This is a genomic window from Rothia nasimurium (assembly GCF_928392795.1).
Classification (GTDB): Bacteria; Actinomycetota; Actinomycetes; order Actinomycetales; family Micrococcaceae; genus Rothia; species Rothia nasimurium_F.
The window spans coordinates 199,668-224,755 of record NZ_CAKMTJ010000001.1 but is presented as its reverse complement, the minus strand read 5'-3'; the positions used below and the strand labels follow the sequence as shown (position 1 = coordinate 224,755).

Sequence of the window (25,088 nt, the reverse complement as noted above, 5' to 3'; positions counted from 1 at the left end):
ACCATCACTTGCCCACCGGCGTCCTTTTCTGCATTGTCTCTACTAGATTTAAAGAAGCAGATACACCTCAATCGCAAGGACGACCGTGAACGAGCCCGCGCCCACCAACAGCATCTACCTCGGCTCCACCCGCAACCAGCACCAAGAGCTGGTAGCCCAATCAGCGGTCGTCCTCAAACTGGGTCTGCTTCTCATGAAATCCGGGGCGAGCGCCTACCGCGTCAAAGCCTCTATGTCCCGCCTGGCCAAAGCCGTAGGGCTGGAGGAACACCACGCCCAGGTGCACTTCACGGAAATTTCCACCACCGCCTACTCCGGCGGCAACTTCCGCACCGAAATTGCCGAAACCCGAATCAAGGGAATCTCCGCCTACAAGATTGACCTGCTCAGCGACTTTGTCTCGTCGCTGCCCGAGCGCATCGAATCGGCCGTCGCTGATGCCACGCTCACCCGTATCGAGAAGGAAAAGCCCCTCTACGCCCCCTGGCTCCTAGCTCTCGCTGCCGCCCTAGCCTGTGCAGCCTTCGCCTTCCTCAATCGTGGCGGGGTCATTGAATGCTCAGTCGTTCTCATCGCGGCCTTCGCCGGCCAGCTCCTACGCTCCACCCTCGCCCACCGGGGTCTCAACCATATGGCGGTCTGGATGCTCTGTGGCCTGCTCTCAGCCGGTATCTATGTGGGAGTCATGTCGGCGCTCATCGCCCCCGGTCTCATCGCAGATAACCACCTGGTGGGCTTTATATCCTCGATTCTCTACCTGGTACCGGGCTTCCCCCTGGTCACCGGCATGCTAGAAATAGCCCGCATGGACTTTTCCTCCGGTATCTCCCGCCTCACCTATGTTGCCCTGCTCCTGGGTAGTGCGTCCTTCTCGGTCTGGCTCATCTCCCTGGTCTTTAGCCTGCCCCTAGAGCAGGCCCCAGCCCCGCACCTGGGCTTCTGGCTGCTCCTGATCCTTCAGATGCTGGCCTCCTTCACCGCAGCCTTCGGCTTCGCCATGCTTTTCTCAGCCACTCCCCTCTCCTGCACCTGGGCAGGGGCAATCGCCGCAATCGTAAACCCGGGTCGTATCTGGCTGGTAGAGGCCGGGTGGGCGCCCCACCTCGCCATCGCTCTGGCCGTATTTACCGCCGGGGTACTCTCAGAAATCATTGCTCCCTTCCATGCCCGCAGGGTTTCCCGCATCTCCCTGGCGGTGCCGGCTACCGTCACTATGGTTCCCGGTGTCATGTTTTACATGTCCATGGCCCACTTCTCTAACGGCGATGTCAATGAGGCCCTAGCCAGCTTCGTGCAGGTCCTGCTCATCTTCGCTGCTCTAGGAATGGGTCTGGCCCTGTCCCGCCTGCTCATGGACAAGAACTGGCTCTACGACCGCGACACCCAGAACCTGGCCACCCTGCCGCAGGGGCACATGAGATAGCCGTAAATGCTCCCAAATACCAGTATGAACACAAGCGCGGTGCACTGGCCGGTAGCCAACTGGCTGGGGCTGGCATGAATCGCTAGTGATGAGCACCGAGATTCCGAGCGCGCGAGGAAAATAAATCTCGGTGCGAATCTGGCGAGCTTGGGAGCCAGTTAGCGAGCCAGCGAGAAGGTTAGTTGGCGAAGGTCAGTGCACCGCGCTTGTGCATAGGGTTTTACTCTAGGCTGTCGCCTCTGCCGCTGCTCGGGCGGCGTCAGGCAGGGCCGCGATGATGCGGTCCATGGCGGCGTCATCGTGCGCTGCTGAAAGGAACCAAGCTTCGAAGGCGCTGGGGGGCAGGTAGATGCCGGAGTTCAGCATGGAGTGGAAGAAGGCATTGTAGCGGTAGGTTTCTGATGCCTTGATGTCTTCGTAGTTGTGCACGCCCGTATCAGCAGTGCCAAAGGCAACGGAGAAGAGGTTGCCTGCGGTCTGGATGGAGTGGTTGACCCCGGCGGTGTTGAAGGCTTCAACCAGGGCGGCCTGCAGCTGGGCTGAGCGGGCGTCAATGGTTTCGTAGACGGTAGCGTCAGCGGCCTTGAGGGTGGCCAGGCCTGCGGCCATGGCGATGGGGTTACCGGAGAGGGTACCTGCCTGGTAGACGGGGCCCAGCGGGGCCAGGTATTCCATGATTTCGCGCTTACCACCCAGGGCTGCCATGGGCATGCCACCGCCGATGACCTTGCCGAAGGTGAAGATATCGGGGGCCCAGTTACCTTCTGCGGGGGCGGAGTAGCCCCAGTAGCCTGCGGACGAGACGCGGAAGCCGGTCAGCACCTCGTCGAAAATCATGAGGGCACCCTGTTCACGGGTAATCTCGCGCAGGAAGGCGTTGAAGCCCTCAGCAGGGGTCACAACGCCCATGTTACAGGGGGCTGCTTCGGTAATGATGGCACCAATTTCGTCGGGGTTAGCGGCAAAAGCTGCGCGGACGGCGTCCTCGTCGTTGTAGGGAAGGACGATAGTTTCGGCGGCGGTAGCGGCGGTGACGCCTGCCGAGCCGGGCAGGGCCAGGGTGGCGACGCCGGAGCCGGCTTCTGAGAGCAGGGCGTCGACGTGGCCGTGGTAGCAACCGGCGAACTTAATAATCTTGTCGCGGCCGGTGTAGCCGCGGGCCAGGCGGATGGCGGTCATGGTTGCTTCGGTGCCGGTGGAGACCATGCGGATCTGGTCGATGGTTCCGGGGGCTACGGCGTTGATGCGGTCAACCACGAGTTCAGCCAGCTCGGTTTCAGCGGCGGTTGAGGCGCCGAAGGAGAGGCCGTGTTCAACCGCTGCGTGCACGGCTTCGATGACGCCGGTGTGCTTGTGGCCGAGCAGGGCCGGGCCCCATGAGCAGACCAGGTCGACGTAGTTGTGGCCGTCCGCGTCGGTCAGGTAGGGGCCGGAGGCTTCCACCATGAAGGCTGGGGTGCCGCCAACGGAGTTGAAGGCGCGCACGGGGGAATTAACGCCGCCGGGAATGACGCGGGTGGAGCGGGCAAAGAGGTCTTCTGAGACGGTCAAGGGGTTTACCTTTCGTTGAGCCAGGTGGCGGCTTCGGTGGCGTAGTAGGTCAGGATGATGGAGGCGCCTGCTCGGCGGATGCCCATGAGGGCTTCGAGGGCTACGGCCTTGCGGTCGATCCAGCCGGCGGCGGCAGCAGCTTCAATCATGGCGTATTCGCCGGAGACATGGTAGGCAGCAACGGGGACGGGCGAGAAGTCGGCGACCTCGCGCACGATGTCCAGGTAGGCGGTAGCGGGCTTGACCATGACCATATCGGCGCCCTGCTCGATATCGAGCTGGACTTCGTAAAGGGATTCCCGGCGGTTAGCGGGGTCCTGCTGGTAGGTTTTGCGGTCGCCGGTGAAGGTGGAGCCCACCGCATCGCGGAAGGGGCCGAAGAAGGCCGAGGCGTATTTGGCGGAGTAGGCCAAGATAGAAACGTCGGTGAAGCCGGCTTCGTCGAGGGCGGTGCGCATGGCGGCGATTTGGCCGTCCATCATGCCGGAGGGGCTGACGGTGTGGGCACCGGCGCGCGCCTGGGAAACCGCCATCTTGCAGTAGGACTCCACGGCGGCGTCATTATCAACGACGGTGTTACCGAAGGCGTCTTCGACCAGGGGGCCGCAGTGGCCGTGGTCGGTGAATTCGTCGAGGCAGGTATCTGCCATGACGACCACCGAGTCGCCGAAGTGCTGGCGCACAGCGCGGATAGCCCGGTTGAGAATGCCGTCTTCGGCCCAGGCTGCTGAACCGGCTGCGTCCTTATCTTCATCGCGGGGCACGCCGAAGAGGTCAATGCAGCGCACGCCGGCATCTACTGCTTTCTGGACTTCCCCGATGACGGTTTCCAGGGTGTGCTGATACTGGCCGGGCATGGACTCGATGGGCACGGGGGCGTCAATGCCGTCGCGCACAAAAAGCACCTGCACCAGGTTAGCCGGGGTTAGGGCGGTTTCGGCGGTCAGGGCCCGCATGGGGCCGGTGGTGCGCAGGCGGCGGGGACGCACCGGGAGGGCTGAGGGTTCAAACATGGTCTTCCTTGACAGGTAGGTGTCTTTTTAGCTTAGAGGGCGAGGGCGGCTGCTGCCAGGTCTGCGGCGGCGGGGCTTGCCGCCACGGTGATGGTGGCAGGACGCTGCTGCTCGGGTAGGTTGCGGGCTGCGGCTTCGGTGCTGGCCCCGATGGCAACGGTGGGGGGCAGGGTGCTGCCGGCGGCGTCCGCTAGGGTCTGCAACAGCAGGGGCGAGGTTGCAATCAGGACGTCGGTGGTAGCGAGCGCGGTGACAGCCTCGCCCAGGGTGAGCGCGGAACCTGACGGAGCGTCAAGGTCAGCGGGGTTCTGCTCGGTCAGGGGGTTCTCTGCTGGGTAGGGCAGCATATCGTAGACCGGTAGGGTGGCTACGGTGTAGCCGTAGTCGGTGAGCCCTTCTTCAAGGGTCGGGGAAGCTGTGGTTCCCTGGACGGCCAAGATGGTTTCGTCCATGGGGTTGTCCCATTCTTCGTCGATGAGCCATTCGTCGACCATTCCGGCTGCTGACTGGGTTTCGGGCACGAAGTCGACCAGCAGGCCCCGGTCGGTCAGGGCCGCTTCGGTGGCCTGGCCGACAGCAGCAATCTGGGCTGCCCCCAGGAGCTCAACCAGGCTCTGGCCCAGCCCCTTAGCTAGGGCGTCGAGGCCCAGCACCCCGTTGACCGAGGTGAAGGTGACCCAGGAGAATTCCCCGCGGATCAGGGCGAAGGCGACTTCTTCCCAGTCTTCTGGTTCGGTGCCTACGGGGTCAAGAATGGGGGCGTAGAGTAGCTGCGCTTCGGCGTCCTGTTCCAGAAGAACGCTGGTCAGCGCGGCGGCCTTAGCCGGGGTGCGGGTAATGAGATAGGTAGTCATAGCTCTAGGCACCGCCTTCAAGACCGGCGAGAGCGGCAGCGCCCATACCCAGCAGGTCATCGGCAGCCTGGGTGCCGAGGAAGGCGGCGGCTTCTACCGACAGGGTCTCTGTCTGCACGGTGTGCCGCAGCAGCTCGGTGCCGTCGGTATTAGCCACAGCGATGTTAAGGACGAGCTGGCCAGCGTCCACCAGGGCGTAAGCCCCAATGGGGGCGGCACAGCCCGCTTCAAGACGGCGGAGCAGAGCGCGCTCAGCGGTCACAGCCAGCTGGGTCTCGGTGTGGTTGACAGCAGCTACAGCCTGCCCCAGCTCTGTTTGCTCGCCGGCATCGTCGGTACGAATTTCGATAGCGAGAGCCCCCTGGCCGGGAGCGGGCACAACCCTGTCTGCCCCCAGGTACTCGGTGATGGTCTCAGCAAGTCCCAGACGGTGCAGACCGGCAGCAGCCAGCACAACCGCATCGCAGTCACCGGTGATAGCGCCAAGCTTCTTCTCACCGTGCAGGCCGTGGGCACCCACCCCGTAGTGCTCATTGCCAGCCACACGGGCCAGGCGGGTACCCACATTACCGCGGATATCAACAATGGTGAGGTCAGGACGGATAGCCAACAGCTGGGCGGCCCGACGCGGCGACCCCGTGCCCACACGGGCACCAGCAGGCAGGGTATCGAGGGTCAGACCGTCCCGGGCGCACAGGGCATCGCGGGGGTCCTCCCGCTCCGGGGTAGCAGCGACGGTCAGCCCCGGGCAGGGCGCACTGGGCAGGTCTTTCAGGGAATGGACGGCCACATCCACTCCCCCATCAAGCAGGCGGGCGCGCAGAGTCGCAGCAAAAACACCGGTACCACCCAGCTGAGACAGGGGGCCGGTGAGCACATCTCCCTCAGTTTTGACGGTGACGGTCTCTAGCTCAATGCCGGTCGCCTCCCGCATACGCTGAACAGCCCAGCCAGTCTGAGTGGTCGCAAGAGCCGACCCGCGCGTACCTACGGTAAATGTTCGAGCTGCCAATGAGCGTCCTTTCGTGCAATCTTTGTCAGAGTTTAAGTCCCGAGGTTAGGAGCTTGGGTTCAGGGGCTTCGGGACGCGCTTTTGCCGACTAACCTTCTTGAGCTCGCGCTGGAGCGCTCGCTCAATTCATGCCAGCCTCGCAGGCTCGGCTGATTCGCGAAGATTTCTTTTTCGCTTCGCGGAAATCCTCGCTCATCCCAGCCAGTCGGCGTCAAGCGCGTCCCCTCGCCCCTAGGGCAAGTTCAGGAAAATATATTCCTGTGCCCCTGTGCCCAGCTAGACGTGCCGAAGGTGCGATAGCGTGCGCCGAAAGCCGACGTGGATCGGGGCTGGCGGTGAATCGCGACGAGCCCCCGGGCGAGGAGCGAGAGCGGCTGTCGGCGCGGCGCACGCTTACGCACCGCACCAACTTGCCCCTGCAGCCTACCCGTCCAGCAAATTACCCCTTGTAATCAGCAATCACCGGCTTGTCGGAGCCGGGGCGCAGGGACTTGCAGCAGTCGGGGTTGCAGGCGTCGAACCAGCCCTTGCCGCCGCAAACGGACTGGCGAGCAGCTTCTACCCCGTCGGCGTCCTGGGCTGGGGCGGTAGAGGCGACTCGTTCGGCGATCAGCTGGCGCAGGCCCTCAACGTAGGCGGGGTGGGTACCGGGGGTGGGGGTGCGGGTTGCTGCGAAGCCGAGGCGCTTGCAGGTGTCGAGGGCTTCGGTGTCGAGGTCCCATTTGACTTCCATGTGGTCTGAGACGAAGCCGAGGGGCACGAGCACGATGCCGTCGACCTTACCGTCGAGGGCTTCGAGGGCGTCGTTGACGTCGGGTTCGAGCCAGGGCATGGAGGGCGGGCCGGAGCGGGACTGGTAGACCAGTTCCCAGTCGACCTCATCGAGGAGGGCGGGGTCAACGGCCTGTACTCCGGCGAGGACGGCGCGGGCGGCTTCCAGGTGCTTTTCGACGTAGGCGGATCCACCTTCGTAGTCGACGCCGCGGGGGCCTGCCTCGTTGGCGGCGCTGGTGGGTACGGAGTGGGTGCAGAACATGATGCGGATTTTTCCGTTACCCGCGGCAGCCTGCTGGGCGGCAGCGAGCTGGGCGCGGACGTCCGCGAGCCCCTCGACCAGGCCATCGATAAAGGGCTGGATGAAGCCGGGGGTGTCCCAGAACTGGCGGACCTTATCGATCTGCAGTTTGCCGTCTAGGCCCAGCTTTTCGAGGGCGATTCCGTAGTCTTCGCGGTATTGGCGGCAGGATGAGTAGCCGGGGTAGGCGCTGGTGGCCAGCACAAGAATCTTGCGTTTGCCCTCGTCGTAGGCCTTCTGAACCACGTCGTTGACGTAGGGCTCCCAGTTGCGGTTAGCCCAGGTGATCTCGATGTCCGGGCCCTTTTCGGCCATAGCCTCGCGTAGGGCGGCCAGCAGAGCGCGGTTCTGCTCGTTGATGGGTGAGACGCCGCCGTTGGCCCGGTAGTGGGTGGCGACTTCTTCGAGGCGTTCGTCGGGGATGCCGCGGCCGGCGGTGACGTTGCGCAGGAAGGGGATGACGTCGTCCTGCCCCTCGGGGCCGCCGAAGGAGGACAGAATCACCAGGTCGTAGTCCTGCGGGGCGGACGCGCGGGGGCGGGTGAGAGTACGCTCGCTGGTGTAGGTGCCGATGGTGCTCTCATCGAGCACGGCCGGGCCGTTGGAGGCGGTGTTGGCCGGGTCGGTCTGGTTGGGGATGATGTCGTTAGGGGGCTGGGTAGTCATTATGCGATCACCTGGGCAACCTCGGCGGCCTCGATGCGGCGGCCGGTGTAGAAGGGAACTTCTTCGCGCACGAAGTGGCGGGCTTCGGTGTTGCGGAAGGAGCGCATGAGGTCAACGAGGAGTACCAGTTCGGGGGCTTCGAGGGCGATGAGCCATTCGTAGTCGTTCAGGCCAAAGGTGGCGATAGTGTTGGGCAGCACCTCGGGGAAGTCAATGCCCTTCATGCCGTGGTTTTTCATGACCTCGCGGCGCTTTTCGGGGTTGATGGTGTACCAGTCGTAGGAGCGCACGAAGGGGTAGACGCAGACCCAGCGTTCGGGGGCGATGCCCTTGGCGAAGGTGGGGGTGTGACCGGCTGAGAATTCGGCGTCGCGGTGTACGCCCATGGTTGACCAGACAATCTTGGTGCCCGAGAAGGCCTTGGTGCGGCGGAAGCTGCGGATTGCTGCCTGTAGGTCTTCGGGCACAGCGCCGTGAACCCAGACCATCACGTCAGCGTCGTTGCGCATGGCTGAGACGTCGTAGAAGCCGCGGGTAATCACGCCCTTGGCTTCGAGCTCAGCAACCAGGGCTTCGAGTTCGGCGGTTGCCTCAGCGCCGGTAGCGGCGGGGTCGGCTGCACCTTCGCGGGCAAAAACGGTGTAGAGGGCGTAGTGGAACTGGCTGTCGCCTTCGGCTACTTCGCCGGGGCGCTGGCCCTGAATTTTGCCGGCCGCGTCCTTGGCGGTGGGCATGGGCGGACGGCCGCCGTGGCCGCTACCGCCGTGGCTGTAGGCACCGTGGCCTGCGCTGCCGTATGAGCTGGCGCTGTGGGGGTGTTCTGCAGGGTTACCGTGGTGTGACATGGGGTTACCTTTCGATGTGGGACGTTGAAGGCGAGTAGCCGCTACTTAGTCAGTAGCTGATGAGTCGGTGTTTTTCTGGATGAAGCGCCCCAGGTGCTCCTGGGTGTCTGCGGTGACGGCTGCCAGGCCGGTTCCGGCAATCCAGGCGCCGACGGCGGTGGCACCTGGCAGGTCGGCGAGGGCCGAGCGGAAGGCGGTGACACGGTCCCTGTGCCCCGGCGTGGTGGAGGGCAGGGCGCTGCGCCAGCGCACGACGTCCGCTGCGACCAGGTGGCTCTTGGTGATGGGCACGCCCAGCAAGTGGTCGGCATCGTGCAGGCCCAGGGTGACCAGTTGGTCATCGTGCAGGGCTAACTCTGAGAGAGGCGAGGTGTCGTGCTCCTTGCCGCGCCCGTAGGACAGGCGTACCACATGCCGCCCCTGCCCTGCCCGCTCTGCTACCCAGGCCCACTTGGCGGTGGCGTGGGTGAGAGCTTTAGCGCGGACGCCGGTGGCGGCCTCGCTGACCAGTAGCCCGGTGCCACGCGGGGCGGTATCTAGGTCGGGCTGGTCAAGAACCAGGGAGACCAGGGCTACTTCGGGGCCGGGGGCAACGGCGGGCAGGGCGGATGCCGGTAGGTGGGGCCCGAGCAGGCGGATGGAGGTCTGGGCGTCGGTGGCTACCACCAGCAGTTCGCCGCGGATAATGGCTGATTTTTCGCCGTATTCGGGCTGACGCTGGATGGCCGTCCACCCGCCGGTGACGGGGTCGCGGTCCACGGCGATGGTGTCGAAGCCGCTGACAATGCGCACGCGCTGACGGAGCAGGTCATCCACCAGGGCTTCGGAGAGCTGGTTCATGCCGCCTTCGATACCAGCGACCTGGGAGCCTGCCGGTGATGCGGCCCGCAGGCGGGCGCTGGCTGCGGTAAGGGAGCCCAGCTCGCGGAGGCCGGTCAGCAGACCGGGGGCGATGGTGGCAATTTCTAGCTGGTCGGGGTGTACCGAGTGCACACCGGATACCACCGGGGCTACCAGCTGGTCGAGTACCTGCTGGCCCAGACGTACCCGCACCAACTCCCCCAGGGTTTTGGCGTTAGACCCGGCTGAGCGCGGCAGCACGGCATCGAGCTTGGCGCGGCGGTAGCCTGCCCGGCCCAGAATTTTTTTGAGGGCCGGGTCATCGAGGCTACCGGGAATGCCCAGAACACCGGTGGACGGCGAGGGGTAGGGCCCGGTGGGCAGGTAGAGCCAGGAGCCAAGAGGCTCGGGCATCACGATGCGGTCAGCCAGCCCCAGGTCGGTCAGCAGGTTGCGGACGGCGTCGGTACGGGTTGCAAAGGACTCAGCACCGGAATCCAGCACCAGGCCAGCTAGCTGGTGGGCGCCTACAGCACCTCCCAGGTGGCTTTCCCGTTCAACCAGGGTGACTTTCTTACCGGCGTGGGCTAGTTCGCGGGCTGCGAGCAGGCCCGAGATGCCGCCGCCAATCACCAGGGCGGTGTTGTGCAGGTGCTGGTGCTGTGCCATGGGGTTCTTTTTCCTAGCCTTTGCGGGTTGAGGTGTGGATGTAGTCGACCAGGCGGGTCAAGACGGTGGGGTCGGTGGTCGGGGGCACCCCGTGCCCCAGGTTGACCACGTGGGCCGGGGCGCAGCGTCCTTCTTCAAGAACCGCATCGGTGTGGGCGGCGAGGGCTTCCCAGCCCGAGGCGAGCAGAGCCGGGTCGATATTGCCCTGTAGCACGATGCCGCCGCCCAAACGGCGCTGGGCTTCGGAGAGGGGCAGGCGGTAGTCAACACCGATGACGTCGGCGCCGGCTTCAAGCATGGCGGGCAGCAGCTCGGCGGTACCGGTACCAAAGTGGATGCGGGGCACCCCGTAGTGTTCAACGGCTGCGAGGGTCGCTGCGGAGTGGGGCATAACGAAGCGACGGTAGTCGGCCTCGCCCAGGGAGCCTGCCCAGGAGTCGAAGAGCTGCACGGCTGAGGCACCCGCCTCAATCTGGGCAGCCAGGAACTGGGCTGAGGTGCGGGCGGCCCAGGCACCCAGGGCTTCCCAAGCTGCGGGGTCGGCGTGCATCATGGTGCGCGGACGCAGATGGTCACGGGAGGGCCCGCCCTCTACCATGTAGGCGGCCACGGTGAAGGGGGCACCGGCAAAGCCGATGAGCGGGGTGGAGCCCAGCTTTTCAACGGTCAGGGCAACAGCCTCTCGAATGGGGTCGAGGGCTGAGTCTTCGAGTTCGGGTAGGTTCTTAATATCGTCGAGGGTGCGGACGGGGGCATCGAGCACGGGGCCGCGCCCGGGAACGATATCGACACCCACACCGGCTAGCTTCATGGGGATGACGATATCAGAGAAGAAGATACCGGCATCGACCTTGTGGCGGCGCACCGGCTGAACCGTAATTTCTGCGGCCAGCTCAGGGTTAAGGCAGGAATCCAGCATGGGAATTCCCTCGCGGACTTCGCGGTACTCGGGCAGGGAGCGTCCTGCCTGGCGCATAAACCAGACCGGGGCGTGCTCGGCTTCGCGCCCGGTCAGGGTGCGAATCATGGCGGACTCGCCAGTACCGGCGGTCTTCAAGGGGTGGGTAGCGGGCAGGTGGGCAAGCTGCTCGTCGGTGAGCAGGGGGCGCTGACGCAGCGCTGATGACACGGTCTGACTCATATACACCATTCTGCCAAGTTTAAAGCACAACTTTAGAGACAACCTGTCACCAGACCCCTGACAGGGAGCTGTCTATAATAGAGTCGTCGTGACTATTTTCAGCCTTGTAGCATCGCATCGCTCCGTCGACCTCACCACCGTGGCTTACCTCAGCGAAGGCGTTGAGAAAATCCACCGGGACCTTGAACGCACCGGCATTCGTGGTGAGGTGATTTTGTCTACCTGCAACCGCTTAGAGCTCTACGCAGAGATTCCCAGCAAGCCGGGGGCCACCGACCAGAACATCGCCAACGATGTTGCTACCGCCTCAGAGCACATTTTTGACCTGATCTCCCAGCGGTCTGGGCTTTCCTACGACCTGGTAGAAAACAGCTTTGATGTGCTGGTGAATACCGATGCGGCCCACCACCTCTTCACTGTGGCATCAGGCCTAGAGTCGGCTGTTGTGGGTGAACGCGAAATCACCGGCCAGGTGCGCCGCGCCCTGTCTCTCTCCCAGGAGCAAGGACGGGCCACCGGCAACCTGGTGCGCCTCTTTGAACACGGTGCCCAAACCGCCCGCCGGGTCGGTCAGCAAACCATGCTGGGCTCCCGGGGCCGCTCCATCGTGTCGGTTGCCCTGGATATGGCCGATGACATCGCCGACAAAACCTGGGAGAACCGCCGGGTTCTGGTCTTTGGTACCGGCGCCTACGCCGGGGCTACCGTAGCTGCCCTACACTCTCGGGGGACGACCGATATCTGGATATACTCCCGCTCAGATCGTGCAGCCACTTTTGCCGACAAACGCGGGGTGCAGGCAGTGCCCCACGGGGAACTGCACGAGCAGATGGCAGCGGCCGATATCATCATCGGCTGCTCGGGTGGTGCCTCCCCCATGCTCCCCATCGAAATCCCCGCCGGCAAGCGCGTCATCCTTGATTTAGCGCTCTCCCGTGACTTCGCCCCCGAGGTAGCAGACCTACCCGAGGTAGAACTCATCACCCTCGAATCTGTGCGTCTGGCCGCCCCCGAAGAGACCGTAGAGTCCGTGCACACTGCCCGCACAATTGTGGACGAAGCCGCCGCAGAATTCTCCATCAAAGAGAAAGCCCGCAGCGTCGACGCTGCTATTGTTGCTCTCAGACAACACACCATGAGTGTGCTCGACGCCGAGCTCGCTAAGGTGCACAACCAATACGGGTGCACCGCAGCAACTGAACAGCTTGAACTCGCAATGCGCCGCATGGTCAAGTCCCTCCTGCACACCCCGACCGTCCGCGCCCGCGACATGGCACGCGAAGGCCGGGTAGACGACTATGTAGCGGCCCTCGAAGTCCTCTACGGAATCGAAGTGCAAGAAACCCCCGAAGAGGCCGAGCCCCAAACCGACGCCTCCTAGCAGGCAGGCACCCCACCAGCCGCGACCCCGTCCGCCCACCATCCCAAAGGTTCGGCCGCAACGATGTCCACCTCCATATTTTCAGCTGACTCCGACCCCGGCGACCCCATCGACCCGTCCGGGGCCTCCCGCCTCCCTAAAGACCTACGCCGCCAGCAGCTTATCGGCAACGCCGTGCGAGTTTTTGCCTCCCAGGGCTACCACACCACCACCATGGATCACATCGCTGCTGCCTCAAACGTGACCAAACCCGTGCTCTACCAGCACTTCACCGGCAAACGCGACCTCTACCTGGCCGTGCTCGATGAGCAAATCAACAACCTCATGACCCAGCTGGTGCAGCCCCTCCACGCCACCAAAGTCAACCGTGAACGAGTGCAGGGCGTCATCGGTGCTTTCTTCAATTTTGCCCGCAACAATGTGGCAGGCTACCGCGTCATTTTCGAATCCGACATTCAGAACGACTACGCGGTGCAAGAACGCACCGAAACCATGCACATCACCATCGCCAAGCAAATCGCAGAGGTGCTAGCGCCCAACGCCGGCATGCCCTTTGAAGAGGCGCTGATGACAGCCCGCATGCTCACCGGCATGGTGCAGTCAGCGGCCCACATGGTCATCGGCACCGACGCCTCACCCCAGCAGCTTGCAATGGCTGAGCGTGCGGTCTTCCGGCTGGCCTGGGGCGGTATCTCAATCATCGATGAAGATTGGGAGTAACCCTCTCCCCCGCCGTTGCAGCCTTTTTCTCCCCTGTCAGCTCAGACCGAAACCCCGCACCTTTCCTGCCCCTACTCACGTAGACTGGTGGGCAGAGACCCCCTGCAGTCAGGTAGGGAACCATCGAAAGGAAACCTCATGGAAATCAAGATTGGCGTTATCAACGTGCCCAGCCAGGTCGTCATCGACACCGACGAAACCGCCTCAGACGTCCGCGCCAAGGTCGCTGCGGCTCTTGAACAGGGTGGCATCCTGGAACTGACCGATTCTAAGGGCTCCACCACCCTGGTTCCGGCCGCTAACATCGGCTATGTCGAGCTGGGCGCTGAAACCAAGCACCGCATCGGCTTCGGTATCGGCCAGTAACACCGGGCTTACTCAGCCAGAGGGGCCCCGGGAGTTTGACGCAAAACTCCCGGGGCCCCTCTTACATTTACGGCACTTGGCGGTAGAATAAAGAAGTTATTTGGTTGCCCGGTCGTACCATCCGTATAGACTCACCTGCCTTTAGCTCTCCCGCCCAACGCTCTGCAAGCGTCCGCCCGGCGGTTGATAGAGCTTCTTTGTTGCATGAAAACCCACGATCGGCTTCCTCGTTTGCCCCGGGCCGGGGCCTCACTTATAAGGAACACGATTCGTGACTAACCCTGATACCACTAAAACTTTCGCCGACTACGGCGTGCGCCAAGACATTGCCGACGCCCTCGCCGAGAAAGGCATCGTCTCCCCCTTCCCCATTCAGGCCCTGACCCTGCCGGTGGCCCTGTCTGGCCAGGACATCATCGGTCAGGCTAAGACCGGTACCGGTAAAACCCTGGGCTTTGGTCTGCCCGCCTTGCAGAGCGTTGCTGTCCCGGGTTCGGACGCTTTCAACCAGCTTCCCGCCCCCGGTGCGCCCCAGGCTCTCATTATCGTTCCTACCCGTGAACTTGCTATCCAGGTGGGCGATGACCTATCGGTTGCAGCCTCAAAAACCGGTGTACGCGTGGCTACCCTCTACGGCGGCCGCCCCTACGACACCCAGGTCAAAGAACTGGAAAAGGGCGTTGAGCTAATCGTGGGCACCCCGGGCCGCCTGATTGACCTGCACCGCCAGAAGTACCTCAACCTCACCCAGATTAAGATTGTGGTGCTCGATGAGGCAGACGAGATGCTTGACCTGGGCTTCCTGCCCGATGTGGAGCGTATTCTCTCAGCCGTGCCCGAGGTGCGCCAGACCATGCTCTTCTCGGCAACCATGCCCGGGCCGGTCCTGACCATGGCCCGCCGCTACATGAGCCGCCCCATGCACATCCGCGCCGAATCCGGTGAAGAAGAGACCATGACCAAGGCCTCGATTCGCCAGGTTATTTACCGGGCCCACCCCCTCGATAAGGACGAGCTGGTCGGCCGTATTTTGCGTGCCGAGGGCCGGGGCCGCACCGTCATTTTCACCAAGACCAAGCGCTCCGCTGCCAAGCTCTCTGATGAGCTGACCGCCCGAGGTTTTGCGGCCGGCGCTATTCACGGCGACCTCAACCAGGGTGCCCGCGAGCAGGCCCTGCGGGCCTTCCGCAACGGCAAGATTGACATTCTGGTTGCAACCGATGTGGCAGCCCGCGGTATTGACGTTGAGGACGTCACCCACGTCATCAACTACCAGTGCCCCGAGGACGAGAAGACCTACCTGCACCGTGTGGGCCGCACTGGCCGCGCGGAGAAGGAAGGCACCGCCGTCACCCTGGTGGACTGGGAGGACGTACCCCGCTGGAAGCTGATCAACAAGGCCCTGGAGCTGGGCGTAGATGAGCCGGTTGAAACCTACTCTTCTTCCCCCCACCTCTTCACTGACCTGGGTATTGCCAAGGGAACTAAGGGCCGTCTGCCTAAGGAGGAGCGCACCGCAGCGGGTCTGCAGGCTGAAGAGGCTGAGGACTTTGGTGGCGCACCTGCTCGTGAGAAGCGCCAGGGGCGCGGTGGCCGCGGGGATCGTCGCGGACGGTCGGGCTCCCGCTCTCCGCGCCGCGAGGGCTCACGCTCTGGCGGTGAGGGCCGGGGGCAGAAGCGCGATGATCAGCGTGGCGGTCAGGGCGGGGAGGCTGAGTCCAAGCCGCGCCGCCGTCGTACCCGCCGGGTTGAGGGTGAAGCCGGGCAGGAGCGTCCGGCCCGCCGTCAGCGCCAGCAGAAGCCTGCTGAAGCGGCTGAAGGTAGCCAGCAGGGTGAAGGCCAGCGCCGCCGTCGCCGCCGCACCCGCCGGGTAGAGGGCAGCGACAGCTAACCCCTAGGTACCATTTAAATCAGAAATGACCAGCAACTAGCTGGTCATTTCTGATTTATATGGTCCTTTTGGATTTAGATGGTATCTACCTTAGCGGGTGGCGCGGGCCTGGCCCTCTGCGTAGCCAGCGGCTGACTGAATACCCACCACAGCTCGCTTGGCGAACTCCTCGATGGAGGCAGCACCGGCGTAAGTGAAGGATGAGCGGACGCCCGAGATAATCGAGTCGATCTGATCTTCTACGCCGCCGCGCCCCTCGGGCAGGTAGATTCGGGCTGATGAGATGCCCTCTTCGAACATTTCACGGCGGGCCTTTTCAAAGGCTTCGGTCTTGGAGTTGCGGTTGATGACCGCGCGGCGGGAGGCCATGCCGAAGGATTCCTTGTAGAGGCGACCGTCGGCGTCCTGCAGTACGTCGCCGGGTGACTCGTAGGTGCCCGCGAACCAGGAACCGACCATGACGTTGGAGGCACCGGCGGCCAGGGCCAGGGCGACGTCGCGGGGGTCCTTGATACCGCCGTCCGCCCAGACGTGTACGCCCAGCTTCTTGGCTTCAGCCGCGCATTCCAGCACGGCGGAGAACTGAGGTCGGCCCACGCCGGTCTGCATGCGGGTGGTGCACATGGCGCCGGGGCCAACGCCGACCTTGATGATGTCGGCTCCTGCTTCTGCCAGGTCGCGGACGCCCGCGGCAGTGACCACGTTGCCGGCGGCTACGGGGATGGAGGGGTTGAGGGCCTTGACCTTCTTGAGGGCTTCGATCATGGTTTCCTGGTGGCCGTGGGCGGTGTCGACCACGAGCACATCGGCACCAGCCTCGATCAGGGCGGCGGCGCGACCTGCTACATCGCCGTTGATGCCAATCGCAACGCCGATGCGGAGCTTGCCATTGGCGTCGGTGGCAGGTTCGTAGAGGCTGGCGCGCAGGGCGGCCGAGCGAGTCAGCACGCCGACCAGCTTGCCGTCAGCATCCACAACGGGGGCAACCTTGCGGGACTTCTCGTGCAGAATATCGAAGGCTTCACGCGGGGTGACGGTGTCGGGCAGGGTGAGCAGTTCGGTACTCATCAGGTCTTGTACCTGGTCAAAGTTGTCTGCCCCGCGCAGATCCTTGGGGGTAATGACGCCGATGGGGGTTTCGCCGTCCACGACGATAGCGGCCCCGTGGGCACGCTTGGGCAGTAGATGGCGCACGTAACCTGCGGTGTGGTGGGGCTTGACGGTGATGGGGGTGTCGAAAATCAGGTGGGAGTTTTTGACCCGTTTGATGGTTTCGGCAACGATGTCGGTGGGAACGTCCTGGGGAATGATGGCGATGCCGCCGCGGCGGGCAACGGTTTCAGCCATGCGACGGCCGGAAACGGCGGTCATATTAGCGATAACCAGGGGGATGGTGGTGCCGGTCCCGTCGGCGGTGGAGAGGTCTACGCCCATGCGGGAGCCTACCGCGGAGCGGGAGGGAACCATGAACACATCGTTGTAGGTCAGGTCGGTGGTGGGAGTCATATCGTTAAGAAAGCGCATGGTTCCCACTCTAGAAGATATGACCTTTGTGGGCACGGCTTTTCGCCAAGAGCTGATTTTTGCACAGTCTTAGCCCATTCTAAAAGGTTATTAGGTCTACCCTACCCCGATTTTTTATTCAGCGCAACCCTCTACACCTGTTTTCTTAGTCTTGTCGCGCCAGCTTTGGGCAATTTTTCCGTCTAGCTTCTTCTCATCCCTGTGCGCGGACGCCGGGGCGTAGGCTGGTAGGCAGGGGCAGGTGCCCCGCCCTACAGTTTCTTCCGTGAAAGGTTCAACGATGAGCGATTCAAACCTCTTGGTCCCGGCAGCAGACGACCCCACCTGGTGGCGTCAGGCCGTGGTCTACCAGATTTACCCCCGGTCCTTTGCGGACGCCGACGGCAACGGGATTGGCGACCTCAAGGGCATCACGGCTAAGGTTCCCTACCTCAAGCAGCTGGGGGTCGATGCCGTCTGGCTCTCCCCCTTCTACCCCTCAGCCCTGGCCGACGGCGGCTACGATGTCGATGACTTCCGCGATGTCGACCCAAAAATTGGAACCCTGGCTGACTTCGATGAGATGGCAAGCGCCCTGCACGCAGCGGGCCTGAAGCTCATTGTTGATGTGGTGCCCAACCATACCTCCAACCTGCATGTCTGGTTCCAGGAGGCCCTGACGTCCGCACCGGGGTCGGCAGCCCGTGACCGCTATATCTTCCGTGACGGTCTGGGTGAGAAGGGCGAGCTACCCCCGGCTGACTGGACCTCTATCTTCGGCGGCCCTGCCTGGGAGCCGGTGGGCGACGGCCAGTGGTACCTGCACAACTTCGCTGTAGAGCAGCCCGACCTCAACTGGGATAATCCCGAGGTCCACGAAGACTTCAAAGAAACTTTCCGATTCTGGGCAGATCGCGGTGTCGATGGCTTCCGCATTGACGTGGCCCACGGTATCGCCAAGGACCTGCCAGAGGTTCTACCCAGCCAGGCAGAGCTCGACGCTCTGCCCAAGGACGGCACCCACCCCATGTGGGACCGCGACGATGTGCACGAGATTTATAAGGAATGGCGGGCCGTTTTCAACGAATACACCCCGCCCCGCACCGCCGTGGCAGAGGCCTGGGTGGAGCGCGACCGCCGTCCCGCCTACGCGTCCGCCCAGGGCCTGGGCCAGGCCTTTAACTTTGACCTGCTCACCGCCCGCTTCGAGGCGGGCGAGTTCCGCAAGATTGTGGCTGAGAACCTGGAACTCTCAGCCGAGTCTGGTTCGTCGAGCACCTGGGTGCTGTCGAACCACGATGTGGTGCGCCACCCCACCCGCTACGGCCTGCCCTTTGTGGAGGGTAAGACCAACGAGAAGGTAGGCCACGAGTGGCTGCTTGCTGGCGGCCCGGCCGAGGAACTGGACCGTGAGCTCGGCTCAGCCCGTGCCCGCGCCGCTACCCTCTTCGAGCTGGCTCTGCCCGGTTCGGCCTACCTCTACCAGGGTGAGGAGCTGGGTCTGCACGAGGTCGCCGAGATTCCCGATGCAGACCGTCAGGACCCCACTTTCTTCAATTCCCCCGGTGTCAACGTCGGGCGCGACGGCTGCCGTGTGCCCCTGCCCTGGGAGGCGGACGGCCCCTCCTTCGGCTTTGGACCGGCGGCACCCCACCTGCCCCAGCCAGCCTGGTTCGCAGGCTACGCGGTATCGGCTCAGGAGCAGCAGGAAGATTCGACTCTGAATCTCTACCGGGCAGCTCTGGCCGCCCGCCGCCAGCTCCAGGGCGCAGAAGAGCTGACCTGGCTTGAGACGGGGGACGAGGCCGTCCTGGCCTTTGAGCGCCCCGGCGGCTGGGTCAATCTGACCAACTTCAGCACCAAGCCCGCTCCCCTGCCTGCGGCCCTGGCTGAGGCCGAGTTTGTGCTGGGTTCTGCCCCCGGTGCCGCGGACGCCTTCGCCGCAGGTTCCGTACCCGGATCAGCTACGGTCTGGCTCAAGAAGTAGCAAGTTCCCGAATCCGCTCAACCGTCTCCCGGGGCGTGGTGTTTTCGCCCAGGCGGTTGGGCTTGCCTGCGCCGTGGTAGTCGGATGATCCGGTGACAAGAAGGTCGTGTTTGGCTGCTGTTTCCAGTAGCCAGGTGCGGCCTTCTTCTGGGTTGTCGCGGTGGTAGACCTCAAAGCCGGCTAAGCCCGCATCAATCATGGCGTAGATAGTATCGTTGCTGGCGAGTTTTCCGCGGGCGGACGCCTTGGGGTGGGCCATGACCGGCACACCCCCTGCGGCGCGCACCAGTTCAACAGCCTTCACCGGGTCCACGGCGTAGTGGGGTACGTAGTATTTTGAGCGGGTGGTCAAGATAGTTTCGAAGGCTTCTGACCGGTTGGCTACCGTGCCGAGGGCTACCAGGGCATCTGCGATGTGGGGGCGGCCTACGGTCGCCCCCTCGTGTACCTGTTCTTGAACGGTCTCCCAGGTAATCGGGTAGTCTTCGGCGAGTCTTTCGACCATACGCTGGGCGCGGCCTACACGGGAGTCTCGGGCTCTGCTGATTTCGGCCAGAAGGGCCTGGTCGGTGGGGTCGTGCAGGTAGGAGAGCAGGTGGATGCTCACGCCCTGGGCCGAACAGGAAATTTCCATGCCGGGCAGGAAGTCTAGCCCCAGGCGTCCGGCTGTCTCTTGGGCCTCGGCCCAGCCGGCGGTGGTGTCGTGGTCGGTCAGGGCGAAGCCGGTAAGCCCGGCGGCGGCTACGTCGGCGACCAGCTCGGCTACCGGCTGGGTGCCATCAGAAATACGGGAGTGGGTGTGCAGGTCGTACATAGCACCAGACTACCCGCGTCAGCTCGCCTGTAACAGGCAGCAACCGTTAGCCTCCCTTAAGTATCAAGGGCACTATCTTCAGCTAGACGCGCCGTTACCCGGCTCACTAGACTGGTAGGCATGACTACTAGCGAAAATACCTCAACTCCCGGTGACGATCAGCCCATCGAAGAGCGCGTCACCAACCGCTCTGCAGCCCCCAAATCCACCGCTTTTACCGACTTTATGGCAGCTAACTGGGCGCCGGCGTCCGACCAGCTCCCTGCCCGTGCCCGCGTAGCCGACTTCGCCGCTGAGCGCCGCGCCAAGATTTCAGCCCTCTTCCCCGGCGAACGTCTGGTGCTCCCCGCTGGCCCCCTCAAGGTACGCTCTAACGACACCGACTATCGCTTCCGCCCCCATTCAGCCTTTGCCCACCAGACCGGCCTGGGTCTAGATCATGAGCCCGATGCTGTGCTGGTCTTTGAGCCCGTTGAAGAGGGGCAGGGAGATAACGGCTCCAACCACGAGGTCACCCTCTACTTCCGTCCTCTGGCAGGGCGCGATACCGAGATGTTCTACCGCGACCCCCGCTACGGTGAGTTCTGGATTGGCCCCCGCCCCACCCTCGAATCCCTGGGTGCCGAGTACGGTCTGTGCACCAAGGACCTGGGTGAGCTTGAGGTAGCTATCACCAAGAATGCTGGCCCCGAGGCCCTGGGCGGCGTGCGCATCCGTCTGGTACGCAACGTTGACCTGAATGTCGATGCCCTGGTCGATACCTCCCGCTACAACACCTCTGTTGATCTAGAAGAGTCAGATAAGCTCGACGCTGCCCTGACCGAGGCTCTGTCTGAGGCCCGTTTGGTCAAGGACGCCATCGAGGTGGAGAACCTGCGCCGCTCGGTTGACCTGACCATCGACGGTTTTGCTGAGGTCGTCAAGGCTCTGCCCGCAGCTGTTGCCCACCGCCGCGGCGAGCGCGTGGTCGAGACCGCCTTCTTCGCTAAGGCCCGTGTTGAGGGTAACGACCTGGGCTACGACACCATCGCTGCCTGCGGTAACAACGCCACTATCCTGCACTGGATCCGCAATAACGGCACCGTCGATGAGGGTAAGCTGCTGCTGCTCGATGCCGGCGTTGAGGACGACACCCTCTACACCGCGGACGTCACCCGCACCTTCCCGGTCAACGGCAAGTTCTCCGAGGTTCAGGCCAAGGCCTACAACATTGTGCTCGAAGCTGCCGACGCTGCTTTTAAGGTTGCGGTGCCGGGTAAGAAGTTCCACGAGGTTCACGACGCTGCCATGCAGGTTCTGGCTACCCGCCTGCACGAGTGGGGCCTGCTGCCCGTCTCTGCTGAGGTTTCCCTGTCGGCTGAGGGCGGCCAGCACCGCCGCTGGATGCCCCACGGCACCAGCCACCACCTGGGCCTCGATGTGCACGACTGCGCCCAGGCCAAGAACGAGCTCTACATGGAGGGCATCATCGAACCCGGCATGGTCTTTACCATTGAGCCCGGTCTCTACTTCAAGGAAGAAGACCTCGCTATCCCCGAGGAGCTGCGCGGCATCGGTATCCGTATCGAGGACGACGTACTGGTCACCGAGGACGGCAACGAAAACCTTTCTGCCGCCCTGCCCCGCACCGTTGAGGGTATCGAAGCCTGGATGGCGGAGAACTCCCGCTAAGTAAGGGCTTCATTTCCTGCATAACGAAACCCCGCCTGCTCTCTTCCAGAGCGGGCGGGGTTTTCGTTAGGTTTTGCCGTTTAGACCCGGGTGATTTTTAGGGACTTGATGAACCAGTCTGAGAAGGTCCAGATGAAGGTAGCCTCGAAACAGTGGGGGCCGGTGACGTCCTGCTCGTAGGCGGTTCCTACCAGCTGTACCTGAGCGGTAGCCAATCCGGTTTCTTCCCCGGCGGTGGTGGCGATATCTTCAATGGTTGCCTCGTCGAGGTCGAAGAGGTCTTCGTCGAGATCGTCGATCCACTCCTGGGCGGTTTTTACCGTGCCGTTGGGTAGGGTGAGCTGAAAGTCGCCGGTGAGGAATTCGATAATGAGGTGCTGGTTGTTCTCGCCGATGTAGCCGATGAGTTCTTCAAAGCGGGTGGCGAGTTTCTGGTCGGGTGTCATTGGCCGTCCTTCTGCGGTGTCTGCTCGGCTTCTGCTGTTTCGGGGGCCTTGCGGATGGTTGCCTCAAATTCTTCGGGGGACTCCACGCGCAGGCCGTAGCGCTGCTCGCCCTTTTCTGCGCGGATCGCTTCGATACGCTCGTTGGTGGCGGGGGGCTCGGGGGCCTTACGGATCATCTGCTCGAATTCTTCGGGGGACTCCACGCGCAGACCGAACTTACCGGCGGCCTTCGAGCCGTCGCGGTTGGTTTCAGCGGGAGGGGTGAAGACGGGGGCGGACGGACGCTGCTCGGCTGCCGGTGCCTGGTCCTGCTTCTGGTCGGCCGGGTTAAATCCAGGCAGGAAGGGTTCGGGAGCCTGCTCTTGCTTGGGAGAGGGGGCTGAGGGGTCAAACCATTGGGGGGCCTGCTGGTTACTCTGCGCCTGCTGACCGTTCTGTACCTGCTGGCCGCTCGGGGCGCCCTGGGGCTGCTGGGCCGAGTAGCCCTGGGGGTTGGCCTGGCTCATGCCGGGGTGTACGTAGGGGCTTGAGGTCTGCCCGTTCTGGGCAAAGGGGTGGGTGCCGGGGCCGTGCACGCCGCTGTGGGTGCCACCAGGCTGGACGGTCACGCGCAGCAGATGGCGGGCTGCCTGGGCGGTGGCAGGAATAGCCATCAGGTCAAAGCGCTGGGGCAGCATCTGGGTGCGGGTACGGATTCCGCGGCCCTTGGTGCGGGAGGCAACGATAATTGCGTAAATCATGCAGAAGGCAATAGCCAGGGGCACAATGCTCAGGAAGTTGGCCAGAATCGAGGTCTGGGTGATCACGGCGTTGAAGAGGGCGACCAGGGCACCGAGGCTCAGGCCCTGGAAGACGCCGCTGAGGGCCGCCCGCGGGTAGGTGGCCTGACCGGTAATGTAATCAACCTGCTGCACGTCCCGGCCCACCACGTAGAGGGAGTGCACGGGGAACTTCTGGCTGGCAAGAAATTCGATAGCCTTGTTGACCTCTTTACGGTCGGTAAAGGTAGCTACCAGCTCGCCGGGAGGTAGGTGGGTGCCGTCTGCCATGGCCAGTGCGGGAGGTGCTTTGAGTTGATCCATGCCCCTATTTTTTCGCAAAGTGCAGGGAGTTTGCTGGGAGCACGCCGGTGTATCGCCACAGGTGAACTAAGCAGGGTGATTCTCATTGTGCTGGCAACCGGTGGCAGCTCTGGGCTGGGGCGAGTACCCTTGATAACTGTGAGTAGCGTACCGAACAAGATTTTTATCGCCCGCCTTCTGGGTCTTGATGTTTTTGACCCCCACGGCGACCGCCTGGGCCGTCTGCGCGATGTGGTGGTGCTGAAAAGCGGTTTCACCCAGTTCAACGCGGTGGGGTCTTTGGCCAAACTCAAGGAGCCCGTTGTGGTGGGTATCGTCATCGAGATTCTGGGGAAGAAGCGTATCTTCGTGCCCATGACTCGTGTGACCAGTATCGACTCCACCCAGGTGATTCTGACCGGTCTGGTGAACCTGCGTCGCTTTGAGCAGCGCGGTTCTGAGGCTCTGGTGGTCGGTGAGCTCTTTGACCGCAAGGTACAGCTACGTGACGGGTCGGGTAGGGCTCAGATTGAGGACGTTGCGATGGAGCAGCGCCGCAACGGCGACTGGTTTATCTCTGAGCTCTTTATTTCGCGCGGCCACACCAGCCTGATGCGCCGCCGCAAGGAAACCCTGATTGTCGACTGGGACGAGGTCATTCTCTCCACAGATTTTGAGCCGCAGGCTGCAACCGCGTTTGTGGCAAGCCACGAAGACTCCAACCCCGCTGACCTGGCAGACGCTATTCACGAGATGCCCGATAAGCGCATGGTTGAGGTGGCCCAGGAGCTCCAGGACGAACGCCTAGCGGACGTGCTGCAGGAGCTCCCCGAAGAAGACCAGGTGCAGATTCTGTCCCACCTTGAGGTGGAGCGAGCGGTCAACGTTCTGGAAGAGATGGAGCCGGACGATGCCGCCGACCTTCTGGGTGAGCTCTCAGACACCCAGCGTGAAGAGCTGCTGACACTGATGGACCCCGAAGATTCGGACGACGTGCGCCGCCTGCTCGAATACGAGGAGGGTACCGCCGGTTCGCTCATGAACCCGGTGCCGATCATTCTTTCGCCCGAAGCGACCGTAGCTGAGGCGCTGGCCCATATCCGCCAGGAAGAAATCTCCCCTGCCATGGCAGCGGCGGTTGTGGTCACGCGTCCGCCCCTTGAAACCCCTACCGGCAAGTACCTGGGCATTGTGCACATGCAGCGGCTGCTGCGCCACTCCCCCAGCGAACAGGTGGGCAACATTATCGACACCTCCATTGAGCCGGTTACCGACGCAGCCAGCATCGAAGAAGTAACCCGCGTGCTGGCGACCTATGACCTGACCATCATCCCGGTGGTCAACGACTACGACCGCCTGGTTGGGGCGGTCACCGTGGATGACGTGCTCGATGAGATGCTGCCCGACGACTGGCGCACCTATGACGATGGAACCCCAATTCGAAAGGTAGGCCGCCGCTTTGAGTGATGCACGCGAGCGCAACGATTCAGCGCAGACTCTCGGGACCCCGCAGCAGAAGAAGCGGCGGCCGCTCTTTCAGCTGAGCCCCAACCCCGATGCTTTCGGTCAAATGACCGAAAAAATTGCGCGTTTTATGGGTACTCCGCAGTTTTTGCTGTGGATGACGATTTTCTGTGCCCTCTGGTTGGGTTGGAATACTCTGGCACCTGAGGAGCTTCAGTTTGACCCCCGCGCGCTGAACTTTACCCTGCTCACGCTGATGCTCTCTTTGCAGGCTTCGTATGCGGCTCCCCTGCTGCTACTGGCGCAGAATCGGCAGGACGACCGCGACCGCGTGGTTGCCCGCCAGGACAGGCAGCGCGACCAGCGTAACCTCGAGGAGACCGAGTATCTGACCCGTGAGATTGCGTCCTTGCGTATTACCCTGCGTGAGGTTGCCACCCGTGACTTTGTGCGCGGCGAGATGCGCGACATTATGGAAGAGCTCGCTGAGGTGCAGCGTCGCCAGGAGGAGCTCTTCGCCCGCGCTGAGGCCCTGGCGGCTAAGGCGAATGAGCTTGAGGCACCCGAAGAAACTAAGCCCTTCGACCCCAATGCCGCCCAGCCTGTGACCAGCGCCTTTGATGTGCTGAGCGATGACCACCCGAAAATGCGTAAGAAGAAGAAGGTAAAGGACATCGACCGCTCGTTTGAGTAGG

Annotated in this window: 21 protein-coding genes; 9 read left to right on the top strand and 12 right to left on the bottom strand. The window is 63.1% G+C overall.

The genetic code is table 11. From position 1 onward, the window contains the following. Positions 1 to 85: 85 nt before the first annotated feature. Entirely contained in the window at positions 86 to 1,423 is a 1,338-nt protein-coding gene (locus tag L6963_RS01020; protein ID WP_237206305.1) for a threonine/serine ThrE exporter family protein, read from the top strand. 225 nt (positions 1,424 to 1,648) lie between these two features. Here L6963_RS01020 and hemL read toward each other — a convergent pair whose 3' ends face one another. From hemL to hemE, 8 genes are all read right to left on the bottom strand, one after another. Beyond that, positions 1,649 to 2,974, bottom strand: coding sequence for a glutamate-1-semialdehyde 2,1-aminomutase (gene hemL / locus L6963_RS01015; protein ID WP_237206304.1), 1,326 nt, complete (start codon positions 2,972 to 2,974; stop codon positions 1,649 to 1,651). Positions 2,975 to 2,979: 5 nt separating this feature from the next. Next, the gene (gene hemB, locus L6963_RS01010) at positions 2,980 to 3,987 is read right to left on the bottom strand and encodes a porphobilinogen synthase (RefSeq protein WP_237206303.1); all 1,008 of its coding nucleotides are present in this window, start codon (positions 3,985 to 3,987) and stop codon (positions 2,980 to 2,982) included. Positions 3,988 to 4,019: 32 nt separating this feature from the next. Then, positions 4,020 to 4,841: a uroporphyrinogen-III synthase gene (locus tag L6963_RS01005; RefSeq protein WP_237206302.1), complete on the bottom strand. Its 822-nt coding sequence runs from the start codon at positions 4,839 to 4,841 to the stop codon at positions 4,020 to 4,022. A 4-nt stretch (positions 4,842 to 4,845) separates the two neighbouring features. Beyond that, on the bottom strand, positions 4,846 to 5,853 hold the full coding sequence (gene hemC / locus L6963_RS01000; RefSeq protein ID WP_237206301.1) for a hydroxymethylbilane synthase: 1,008 nt from the start codon (positions 5,851 to 5,853) through the stop codon (positions 4,846 to 4,848). A 439-nt stretch (positions 5,854 to 6,292) separates the two neighbouring features. After that, a complete protein-coding gene (locus L6963_RS00995) occupies positions 6,293 to 7,594 on the bottom strand; it encodes a ferrochelatase (RefSeq protein ID WP_237206300.1) in 1,302 nt (433 codons plus the stop codon). After that, positions 7,594 to 8,439 (bottom strand): hydrogen peroxide-dependent heme synthase, encoded by an 846-nt coding sequence (gene hemQ, locus L6963_RS00990; RefSeq protein ID WP_237206299.1) that lies wholly within the window; start codon positions 8,437 to 8,439, stop codon positions 7,594 to 7,596. Before hemQ ends, L6963_RS00995 begins: the two co-directional genes overlap by 1 nt. 45 nt (positions 8,440 to 8,484) lie before the next feature. Further along, the gene (hemG, locus tag L6963_RS00985; protein ID WP_237206298.1) at positions 8,485 to 9,948 is read right to left on the bottom strand and encodes a protoporphyrinogen oxidase; all 1,464 of its coding nucleotides are present in this window, start codon (positions 9,946 to 9,948) and stop codon (positions 8,485 to 8,487) included. A gap of 13 nt (positions 9,949 to 9,961) precedes the next feature. After that, entirely contained in the window at positions 9,962 to 11,089 is a 1,128-nt protein-coding gene (hemE, locus tag L6963_RS00980; protein WP_237206297.1) for a uroporphyrinogen decarboxylase, read from the bottom strand. 88 nt (positions 11,090 to 11,177) lie between these two features. On the opposite strand from hemE, the gene L6963_RS00975 reads away from it, so the two are divergent. The 4 genes from L6963_RS00975 to L6963_RS00960 all read left to right on the top strand — a co-directional run bounded on the left by L6963_RS00975 (position 11,178) and on the right by L6963_RS00960 (position 15,447). Continuing rightward, a complete protein-coding gene (locus L6963_RS00975; protein WP_237194460.1) occupies positions 11,178 to 12,470 on the top strand; it encodes a glutamyl-tRNA reductase in 1,293 nt (430 codons plus the stop codon). A gap of 63 nt (positions 12,471 to 12,533) precedes the next feature. After that, positions 12,534 to 13,190: a TetR/AcrR family transcriptional regulator gene (locus tag L6963_RS00970; protein WP_237194462.1), complete on the top strand. Its 657-nt coding sequence runs from the start codon at positions 12,534 to 12,536 to the stop codon at positions 13,188 to 13,190. 138 nt (positions 13,191 to 13,328) lie between these two features. Beyond that, a complete protein-coding gene (locus L6963_RS00965; RefSeq protein WP_237185793.1) occupies positions 13,329 to 13,556 on the top strand; it encodes a DUF3107 domain-containing protein in 228 nt (75 codons plus the stop codon). A gap of 271 nt (positions 13,557 to 13,827) precedes the next feature. After that, positions 13,828 to 15,447, top strand: coding sequence for a DEAD/DEAH box helicase (locus L6963_RS00960; protein WP_237206296.1), 1,620 nt, complete (start codon positions 13,828 to 13,830; stop codon positions 15,445 to 15,447). A gap of 90 nt (positions 15,448 to 15,537) precedes the next feature. Here the strand turns inward: L6963_RS00960 and L6963_RS00955 are convergent, their stop codons facing one another. Further along, positions 15,538 to 16,971 (bottom strand): GuaB1 family IMP dehydrogenase-related protein, encoded by a 1,434-nt coding sequence (locus tag L6963_RS00955; protein ID WP_237206295.1) that lies wholly within the window; start codon positions 16,969 to 16,971, stop codon positions 15,538 to 15,540. A 280-nt stretch (positions 16,972 to 17,251) separates the two neighbouring features. Here L6963_RS00955 and L6963_RS00950 point away from each other — a divergent pair, with 280 nt between their 5' ends. Further along, positions 17,252 to 18,937: a glycoside hydrolase family 13 protein gene (locus L6963_RS00950; RefSeq protein ID WP_237206294.1), complete on the top strand. Its 1,686-nt coding sequence runs from the start codon at positions 17,252 to 17,254 to the stop codon at positions 18,935 to 18,937. Here L6963_RS00950 and L6963_RS00945 read toward each other — a convergent pair. Beyond that, positions 18,927 to 19,751, bottom strand: a complete 825-nt coding sequence (locus tag L6963_RS00945; RefSeq protein WP_237206293.1) for a PHP domain-containing protein — start codon at positions 19,749 to 19,751, stop codon at positions 18,927 to 18,929. The genes L6963_RS00950 and L6963_RS00945 overlap by 11 nt on opposite strands. Positions 19,752 to 19,871: 120 nt before the next feature. Here L6963_RS00945 and L6963_RS00940 point away from each other — a divergent pair, with 120 nt between their 5' ends. After that, positions 19,872 to 21,422 (top strand): aminopeptidase P family protein, encoded by a 1,551-nt coding sequence (locus L6963_RS00940; RefSeq protein WP_237206292.1) that lies wholly within the window; start codon positions 19,872 to 19,874, stop codon positions 21,420 to 21,422. Between the two features lie 80 nt (positions 21,423 to 21,502). Here the strand turns inward: L6963_RS00940 and L6963_RS00935 are convergent, their stop codons facing one another. Together L6963_RS00935 and L6963_RS00930 are read right to left on the bottom strand one after the other, a co-directional pair. Then, complete coding sequence (locus L6963_RS00935; protein ID WP_237206291.1) at positions 21,503 to 21,868, bottom strand: hypothetical protein; 366 nt, start codon at positions 21,866 to 21,868, stop codon at positions 21,503 to 21,505. Then, the gene (locus tag L6963_RS00930; protein WP_237206290.1) at positions 21,865 to 22,950 is read right to left on the bottom strand and encodes a general stress protein; all 1,086 of its coding nucleotides are present in this window, start codon (positions 22,948 to 22,950) and stop codon (positions 21,865 to 21,867) included. Before L6963_RS00930 ends, L6963_RS00935 begins: the two co-directional genes overlap by 4 nt. Before the next feature lie 138 nt (positions 22,951 to 23,088). On the opposite strand from L6963_RS00930, the gene L6963_RS00925 reads away from it, so the two are divergent. Next, the gene (locus tag L6963_RS00925) at positions 23,089 to 24,396 is read left to right on the top strand and encodes a magnesium transporter MgtE N-terminal domain-containing protein (protein ID WP_237204595.1); all 1,308 of its coding nucleotides are present in this window, start codon (positions 23,089 to 23,091) and stop codon (positions 24,394 to 24,396) included. Next, a complete protein-coding gene (locus L6963_RS00920; protein WP_237204596.1) occupies positions 24,389 to 25,087 on the top strand; it encodes a DUF1003 domain-containing protein in 699 nt (232 codons plus the stop codon). The genes L6963_RS00925 and L6963_RS00920 overlap by 8 nt, the downstream gene beginning before the upstream one ends. Position 25,088 lies beyond the last annotated feature (1 nt).

Excerpts from the sequence above, each read along its gene's own strand:
- hemB (WP_237206303.1), bottom strand. The coding sequence starts at position 3,987 with ATGTTTGAACCCTCAGCCCTCCCGGTGCGTCCCCGCCGCCTGCGCACC.
- L6963_RS01005 (WP_237206302.1), bottom strand. The coding sequence starts at position 4,841 with ATGACTACCTATCTCATTACCCGCACCCCGGCTAAGGCCGCCGCGCTG.
- L6963_RS00995 (WP_237206300.1), bottom strand. The coding sequence starts at position 7,594 with ATGACTACCCAGCCCCCTAACGACATCATCCCCAACCAGACCGACCCG.
- hemQ (WP_237206299.1), bottom strand. The coding sequence starts at position 8,439 with ATGTCACACCACGGTAACCCTGCAGAACACCCCCACAGCGCCAGCTCA.
- hemG (WP_237206298.1), bottom strand. The coding sequence starts at position 9,948 with ATGGCACAGCACCAGCACCTGCACAACACCGCCCTGGTGATTGGCGGC.
- hemE (WP_237206297.1), bottom strand. The coding sequence starts at position 11,089 with ATGAGTCAGACCGTGTCATCAGCGCTGCGTCAGCGCCCCCTGCTCACC.
- L6963_RS00970 (WP_237194462.1), top strand. The coding sequence starts at position 12,534 with ATGTCCACCTCCATATTTTCAGCTGACTCCGACCCCGGCGACCCCATC.
- L6963_RS00965 (WP_237185793.1), top strand. The coding sequence starts at position 13,329 with ATGGAAATCAAGATTGGCGTTATCAACGTGCCCAGCCAGGTCGTCATC.
- L6963_RS00955 (WP_237206295.1), bottom strand. The coding sequence starts at position 16,971 with ATGCGCTTTCTTAACGATATGACTCCCACCACCGACCTGACCTACAAC.
- L6963_RS00950 (WP_237206294.1), top strand. The coding sequence starts at position 17,252 with ATGAGCGATTCAAACCTCTTGGTCCCGGCAGCAGACGACCCCACCTGG.
- L6963_RS00945 (WP_237206293.1), bottom strand. The coding sequence starts at position 19,751 with ATGTACGACCTGCACACCCACTCCCGTATTTCTGATGGCACCCAGCCG.
- L6963_RS00940 (WP_237206292.1), top strand. The coding sequence starts at position 19,872 with ATGACTACTAGCGAAAATACCTCAACTCCCGGTGACGATCAGCCCATC.
- L6963_RS00935 (WP_237206291.1), bottom strand. The coding sequence starts at position 21,868 with ATGACACCCGACCAGAAACTCGCCACCCGCTTTGAAGAACTCATCGGC.
- L6963_RS00930 (WP_237206290.1), bottom strand. The coding sequence starts at position 22,950 with ATGGATCAACTCAAAGCACCTCCCGCACTGGCCATGGCAGACGGCACC.